Here is a 6,706-nt window from a genome sequence, read left to right on the forward strand (position 1 = left end):
GCACCACCCGCCGACCGAGGACGTGACCAATGACCGTGGTTCGCCGACCGCACCCCAGGAGCCCGCACCGCAAACGGCACCTCGCCCTGCTGTCCCTGCTCCTCGTCGTGCTGTCCATGACGCTGGGCCCGACACCGAGTTCGGCGGCCGGCACCGACTGGTGGACGCCGAGCGCACGGCCCTCGCCGGACTCGCAGATCAACGTCACCGGCGAGCCCTTCAAGGGCACGAACTCCGCGGGCGAGGTACGCGGGTTCGTCGACGCGCACAACCACATCATGGCCAACGAGGCGTTCGGCGGCCGGCTCATCTGCGGCAAGCCGTTCTCCGAAGCGGGCGTCGCGGACGCGCTCAAGGACTGTCCCGAGCACTACCCCGACGGCTCACTCGCGATCTTCGACTACATCACCAACGGCGGCGACGGCAAGCACGACCCGGTCGGCTGGCCGACGTTCAAGGACTGGCCGGCGTACGACTCGATGACCCACCAGCAGAACTACTACGCCTGGATCGAGCGCGCCTGGCGCGGCGGACAGCGTGTGCTCGTCAACGACCTCGTCACCAACGGCGTGATCTGCTCGGTCTACCCCTTCAAGGACCGCAGCTGCGACGAGATGACGTCCATCCGGCTCCAGGCCGAGCTGACGTACGACATGCAGGACTACATCGACAAGATGTACGGCGGCACGGGCAAGGGCTGGTTCCGGATCGTCACCGACAGCGCGCAGGCCCGCGAGGTCATCAAGCAGGGCAAGCTCGCCGTCATCCTGGGCGTGGAGACCTCCGAGCCGTTCGGCTGCAAGCAGGTCCTGGACATCGCCCAGTGCGACAAGGAGGACATCGACAAGGGGCTGGACGAGCTGTACGACCTCGGTGTGCGCAGCATGTTCCTGTGCCACAAGTTCGACAACGCCCTGTGCGGGGTCCGTTTCGACGAGGGCGGACTCGGGACGGCCATCAACGTCGGGCAGTTCCTGTCGACGGGCACCTTCTGGAAGACGGAGAAGTGCACCGGCCCGCAGCACGACAACCCCATCGGCGGCGCGGCGTCCGAGGCCGAGGAGGACCTGCCGGCGGGCACCGAGGTCCCGGAGTACGACGAGGACGCACAGTGCAACGTCCGGGGGCTCACCGATCTCGGTGAGTACGCGGTGCGCGGCATGATGAAACGCAACATGATGCTGGAGATCGACCACATGAGCGTCAAGGCCACCGGCCGGGTGCTCGACATCTTCGAGGCCGAGCAGTACCCGGGTGTCCTGTCCTCGCACAGCTGGATGGACCTGAACTGGACCGAGCGGGTCTACTCCCTCGGCGGCTTCGTCGCCCAGTACATGCACGGCTCCGAGGAGTTCAGCACCGAGGCGAAGCGCACCAACGCGCTGCGCGACAAGTACAACGTGGGCTACGGCTACGGCACCGACATGAACGGCGTCGGCGGCTGGCCCGCGCCCCGCGGCGCGGACACCTCGAACCCCGTGAAGTACCCCTTCACCAGCGTCGACGGCGGCTCCGTCATCGACAAGCAGACCACGGGCCAGCGGACTTGGAACCTCAACACCGACGGCGCCGCCCACTACGGCCTCGTACCGGACTGGATCGAGGACATCCGTCTCGTCGGCGGACAGGACGTCGTGAACGACCTGTTCCGGGGCGCCGAGTCCTACCTCGACACCTGGGGCGCGTCCGAGAGCCACAAGGCCGGGGTCAACCTCGCCAAGGGCGCGTCCGCGACGGCCAGTTCGTCGGAGTCCAACCCGTTCACCAGCTACGCGCCCGGCCGGGCCGTGGACGGCGACACCGGCACCCGCTGGGCCAGCGACTGGAGCGACGACCAGTGGCTGCGGATCGACCTCGGGTCCACCCAGACCGTCAGGCGTGTCACGCTCGACTGGGAGAGGGCGTACGGGAAGGCGTACCGTGTGGAGCTCTCCACCGACGGCTCGACGTGGAAGACGGCCTGGTCCACGACCTCCGGTGACGGCGGCCTGGACACGGCCAAGTTCAGCGGTACACCGGCCCGGTACGTACGGGTCCACGGGCTGGACCGCGGCACCGACTGGGGCTACTCGCTGGGCGAGGTGGGCGTGTACAGCGGCTGACGGCGCTCCCAGGACGAAGGACGAAGGACACGCACATGGCACGGATGCCGTCGGCTCAGCGGCGCCGGCAGCTGACCGAGGCGGCGATCAGGGCGATGACCCGGGACGGCGTGGCGAGAACGACGACCCGGTCCATCGCCGCCGAGGCGGACGTGTCCTTGAGCGTCTTCCACTACTGCTTCGACTCCAAGCAGGCCCTGATCGAGTCGGTGATCACGACCATCACCGACCACTACATCACGGTGGTGAAGGAGGCGATCAGGCCCAGGGCCACGCTCCAGGAGACCGTCCGGGCGGGGTTCCAGGCGTACTGGGACCACGTGGTGGCCCGTCCCGGCGAGCACATGCTGACGTACGAGCTGACGCAGTACGCCCTGCGCGAGCCGGGGTTCGAGCATCTCGCCCGCCGGCAGTACGAGCTGTACCACGACACCTACGCCGAGCTCATCGAGCAGCTGCGGAAGGACATGGGGTTCGAGCTCGGCGTCCCCGTCGCCGTGCTGGCGCGCTATCTGGCCGCGATGACGGACGGGCTGACCCTGAACTTCCTCGTGCTCGGCGACGAGACGTCGGTGGCGGACATGTTGGACATGATCACCGAGCACGTCGCCGGGCTCATCGTCACACCGTAGGGGCGGGGCGCCCGCCCGTCCGGGTCGTGGTGGCGATGAGCTCGTCGATCAGGGCGATCAGCACGTCCCGGGACGATGCGCGCTCGCGTGCGTCGCAGAGCAGCACCTGGGCGTCCTCGGGCAGCGCGAGGGACTCCCGGATCTCCTCGGGCGTGTACGGATGCTCGCCGTAGAAGCCGTTGACGCCGATGACGAACGGGATCTTGCGGCGCTCGAAGAAGTCGATCGCGGCGAAGCTGGACTCCGGTCGGCGCACGTCGACGAGGACCACCGCGCCGAGGGCTCCGATGGCGAGGTCGTTCCACATGAACCAGAACCGCTGCTGACCGGGCGTACCGAACAGGTACAGCACGAGGTCCTGGCTGATGGTGATACGGCCGAAGTCCAGGGCCACCGTGGTGGCCTTCTTCTCCTCGATGCCGTTGAGGTCGTCGATGCCGAGGCCCGCCGCTGTCAGGGGTTCCTCGGTGCGCAACGGGACGATCTCACTGACCGATCCGACCATGGTCGTCTTGCCGACGCCGAAGCCCCCGGCGATCAGGATCTTGACCGTGTCGGGTGCCGAGACCTTCTGGACGGTGGCGTCAGAGCCGGTCAAGGCCTTCCCTCACTTTCTGCAGCAGTTCCAGGTCCATGGTGCGCGAGACGGGACGCGGCGGCTGGACGACGATCCGTTCCGCCTGCAGCAGGTCGCAGAGCATGATGCTGACGACGCTCACCGGGAGGTCGAGTCGGGTGGCGAGCTCCGCCACCACGATCGGCTCCGCGCACAGCCGCAGGATCCGTGTGTGCTCGGGCTGCAGCCGGGGCCCGCCGTCGGGCGGCGGGGGCGCGGCGATCACCATCGTGATGAGGGTGAAGTCGCCTCGGTCCGGCTGGGTCCGGCCGCCGGTCAGGGTGAACGGCCGGACCAGACGGCCGGCCGTATCGCCTCCGTTCACCTCACTCGCCGCTGTCCGCCGCGACGACGACGCCGGCCCGCGGAGCGGCACTGAGGTGCTCGCCGATCTTCTTCACCAGCATGTTCATCTGGTACGCCACCACGCCGACGTCCGCGCCCTGATTGGTCAGCACCGCGAGGCTGGCGCCGGGGCCGGCGTTGGTGAGGATCAGATAGGAGTTGCCCATCTCGATCAGCAACTGGCGCACCGGTCCGCCCCGGAAGTCCATGCTGACGCCCTTGCTGAGGCTCATCAGACCGGACGCGGTGGCCGCGAGCCGCTCGGCGTCGTCGCGTACGAACGCCGTGGACTTGCTGACGACCAGTCCGTCCTCGGAGAGCACGACAGCATGGTTCACCTCGGCGACCCGTTCCACCAGTCCGGTGAGCAGCTGGTCGAGCTGGCTGTGCGTGGCGGGGATGGGGCGTGTCATTTCTGTGTCCTTCATCAGCGGTCGGCGGGCGAGGTGGAGGCGATGGGCCCTGAGGCGGAGACCTTCTCGTCGGGGTCCTCGGACGCGGTCTCTTCCTTCTGGTCGTACTCGGTCTCCGCACCGTCGTCACGGGCCTGGAGGGTGCCGCGTTGGAAGCCGGCCAGTGAGGAGGCCGCGCGCTCCGCGGTGAAGTCGTCGAAGTCGAAGGAGTCGTCGTCCTGGTCGGATGGGGTGTCCTCGCGCAGCTCGGCGGCAAGGCTGGTCTGGGGTACGCGGCGGGGCAGCGGGGTGAGGCCGTCGCGCCGGGGTTTGCCGGGTCCGGAAGTGGGTGTGCGGGGGGTGGGCCGTGCGGTGGCCGCGGCCGGGGTGGCGCCGTTCGTCCCCGCGTGGGCCGCGGCCGGCTGCGGCTCGCCCGCGCGCTCGTGACTCCGTTCGCCCTCGTCCGTCCGTTCGCCGTCGTCGGGGGTGTCCGCGGAGGGCGGTTCGTCCACGACCTTCACCAGCGCCTTCACCGGGCCGGTGGGCTGGGCCTCCGCGGTCGCGGAGTCCTCGGTGCCCGTGACGGGCTCGTCGGCGGGCTCACTCACCACGATGTCGCGCGGGATCAGCACGATCGCCGTGGTGCCGCCGTACGGCGAGGAGCGCAGCGTGACGGCGATGCCGTGCCGTGTGGCGAGCCGGGCGATCACGAACATGCCGAGCCGGAGGTCGTCGGCCAGCGCGACCACGTCGAACTGCGGGGCGTCCGCCAACTGTGCGTTGAACGCGGCGTAGTCCTCCTCCGACATGCCGAGGCCGCGGTCCTCGATCTCCACGGCCAGGCCCTTGGCCACCATCGCGGCCCGCACGTGCACCGGGCTGGGGGCGGGCGAGTAGGCGGTCGCGTTGTCGATGAGCTCGGCCAGCAGGTGGATGACGTCCGCGACGGCGGGCGGGGCGACCGACACCTCCTCCTCGGTGTGCACCTCCACGCGCTGGTACTGGGCGACCTCGCCGACGGAGCTGCGCAGGATGTCGATCAGCGCGACCGGGCGGGTCCAGGTACGGCCGGGGCGCTCGCCGCTGATGATGACGAGGTTCTCCTCGTAGCGGCGCAACTGGCTGGCGGTGGAGTCGAGTTCGTACAGGCCCTGGAGGATGCGCGGGTCCTGGTGCTCGCGTTCCAGCTTGTCGAGCTTGCTGAGCTGGAGGTTGACCAGGTTCTGGCTCTGCCGGGCGATGCCCAGGATGACCTTCTGGAAGCCGCGCCGGGTGTCGGCGAGTTCCACCGCGGTGTGCACGGCGGTGCGCTGGGCGGTGTTGAACGCCTGGGCGACCTGGCCGAGTTCGTCCCGGCCGTAGTCGAGCGGCGGGGTGGCGGACTCCACGTCGATCTTCTCACCGCGGTCGAGGCGCTCGACCACGTCGGGCAGACGTTCCTCCGCCAGGCTGAGCGTGGCCTCCCGCAGGCCGCGCAGGCGCTGGGACAGGGAGCGGGTGATGCGCCAGGACATCAGGGCGCACACCAGCATGGCGACGAGTCCGCCGGTGCTCAGGACGGCGGCCTTGATGAGGAGCGCGGTCGCCTCGTCACCGCTGCGGTCGAGCAGGGCGCGGGTCTGGTGCTGGATCAGCTTGGTGTACTCGACCGAGAGGGTGTCGAACCCGCCGGTCCACCGCTTCTGCATGTCGTCGGGCAGGATCGTCCTGCGCTGGTCGGCGCTGCCCGTCGCCCGGGCCGTGAGGACCTGGTCCTCCATGGACTCCTGCGCCTGCCACTGCGAGCTCTGGAGGATCTCCTCGGTCTGGGTCTTCAGGTCGCCGGTCAGGGAGGGAACGATCTGGTCCTCGAGCAGCCACCGCCGGGCGCTGACCAGTTCCGAGAACTTGATGCGTTCCTCGTCGTCCAGGGACCCGGACGGCCACGCGAGGGTGAGCAGCGCGTCCTCCTGGGAGACCATCTCCCCGGCCTGTTCCAGCGCGACGAGGGGGTCGGCCTGGGAGGTGAGGTCGCCGTCGTCGACCTGGGAGAGCTCGTGGAAGGCGGTGATCTGGGTCTCGATGATCGAGGTGAACTGGTCCAGTGTCTGCTGCGGGGTGATGTCGACGGGGTTGTCCACCTGGTCCCGGTAGTACTCCAGGCTGGCCGCCGCACCGATGACGGAGTCCAGCCGGTCGCTGATGCGGGAGGGGGCGTCGTGAATCGCGTCCGTCTGGCGGACCAGTTTCTGGATCGCCGCGTCCGTCGCCTTCCGCTGCGCGTCGAGGGCGGACCGGTCACCGCGGGGGTTCGCCAGCCACGCGGCCGAGAGCCGGCGCTCTCCCTGCAGGGCGAGGGTCGCGTCGGTGCCCATGGCGCCGGTCGACTTGCTCAGCCCGGTCTGCTCGCGCAGCCGCAGCCCCTCGGAGAACATCTGGATCGTCGTCACGCTCCACATGGCGGCGAGGGTGACGCTGGGGATGAGGGCGAGGAGGATCAGCGAGAGACGTATGGAGCCGAGACGGCGCCGGGCACCTGTCCGTGAGGGCATCGTCGTCCTTGGGCGATTGACGTGTTCAGGGTGATCGGGGAGGGGATCGGGAGGAGCGGTCGGAGTGCCGGGGGCTCAGGGGGACAAG

Annotated in this window: 6 protein-coding genes; 2 read left to right on the forward strand and 4 right to left on the reverse strand. The window is 69.3% G+C overall.

The features are described 5' to 3' along the window. The first annotated feature begins 116 nt into the window (after positions 1–116). Together FNH08_RS03425 and FNH08_RS03430 are read left to right on the forward strand one after the other, a co-directional pair. Positions 117–2,102 carry a galactose-binding domain-containing protein gene (locus FNH08_RS03425; RefSeq protein ID WP_407704325.1) on the forward strand — a complete coding sequence of 662 codons (1,986 nt, stop codon included), beginning with the start codon at positions 117–119 and terminating at the stop codon, positions 2,100–2,102. A gap of 35 nt (positions 2,103–2,137) precedes the next feature. Next, positions 2,138–2,734: a TetR/AcrR family transcriptional regulator gene (locus tag FNH08_RS03430; protein ID WP_152769733.1), complete on the forward strand. Its 597-nt coding sequence runs from the start codon at positions 2,138–2,140 to the stop codon at positions 2,732–2,734. Here the strand turns inward: FNH08_RS03430 and FNH08_RS03435 are convergent. From FNH08_RS03435 to FNH08_RS03450, 4 genes are read right to left on the reverse strand one after another with little or no spacing between them, the layout of a single operon-like run. Continuing rightward, positions 2,724–3,332, reverse strand: a complete 609-nt coding sequence (locus tag FNH08_RS03435; protein ID WP_152769734.1) for a GTP-binding protein — start codon at positions 3,330–3,332, stop codon at positions 2,724–2,726. The genes FNH08_RS03430 and FNH08_RS03435 overlap by 11 nt on opposite strands. Further along, positions 3,319–3,675 carry a DUF742 domain-containing protein gene (locus tag FNH08_RS03440; protein WP_322723583.1) on the reverse strand — a complete coding sequence of 119 codons (357 nt, stop codon included), beginning with the start codon at positions 3,673–3,675 and terminating at the stop codon, positions 3,319–3,321. The genes FNH08_RS03435 and FNH08_RS03440 overlap by 14 nt, the downstream gene beginning before the upstream one ends. Before the next feature lies 1 nt (position 3,676). Continuing rightward, a complete protein-coding gene (locus tag FNH08_RS03445) occupies positions 3,677–4,108 on the reverse strand; it encodes a roadblock/LC7 domain-containing protein (protein WP_152769735.1) in 432 nt (143 codons plus the stop codon). Positions 4,109–4,122: 14 nt separating this feature from the next. Then, the gene (locus FNH08_RS03450; protein ID WP_152769736.1) at positions 4,123–6,618 is read right to left on the reverse strand and encodes a sensor histidine kinase; all 2,496 of its coding nucleotides are present in this window, start codon (positions 6,616–6,618) and stop codon (positions 4,123–4,125) included. Positions 6,619–6,706: the final 88 nt, after the last annotated feature.

Origin of the sequence: Streptomyces spongiae, from assembly GCF_009377185.1 — a bacterium.
Classification (GTDB): Bacteria; Actinomycetota; Actinomycetes; order Streptomycetales; family Streptomycetaceae; genus Streptomyces; species Streptomyces spongiae.

Excerpts from the sequence above, each read along its gene's own strand:
- FNH08_RS03430 (WP_152769733.1), top strand. The coding sequence starts at position 2,138 with ATGGCACGGATGCCGTCGGCTCAGCGGCGCCGGCAGCTGACCGAGGCG.
- FNH08_RS03445 (WP_152769735.1), bottom strand. The coding sequence starts at position 4,108 with ATGACACGCCCCATCCCCGCCACGCACAGCCAGCTCGACCAGCTGCTC.
- FNH08_RS03425 (WP_407704325.1), top strand. The coding sequence starts at position 117 with ATGACGCTGGGCCCGACACCGAGTTCGGCGGCCGGCACCGACTGGTGG.
- FNH08_RS03450 (WP_152769736.1), bottom strand. The coding sequence starts at position 6,618 with ATGCCCTCACGGACAGGTGCCCGGCGCCGTCTCGGCTCCATACGTCTC.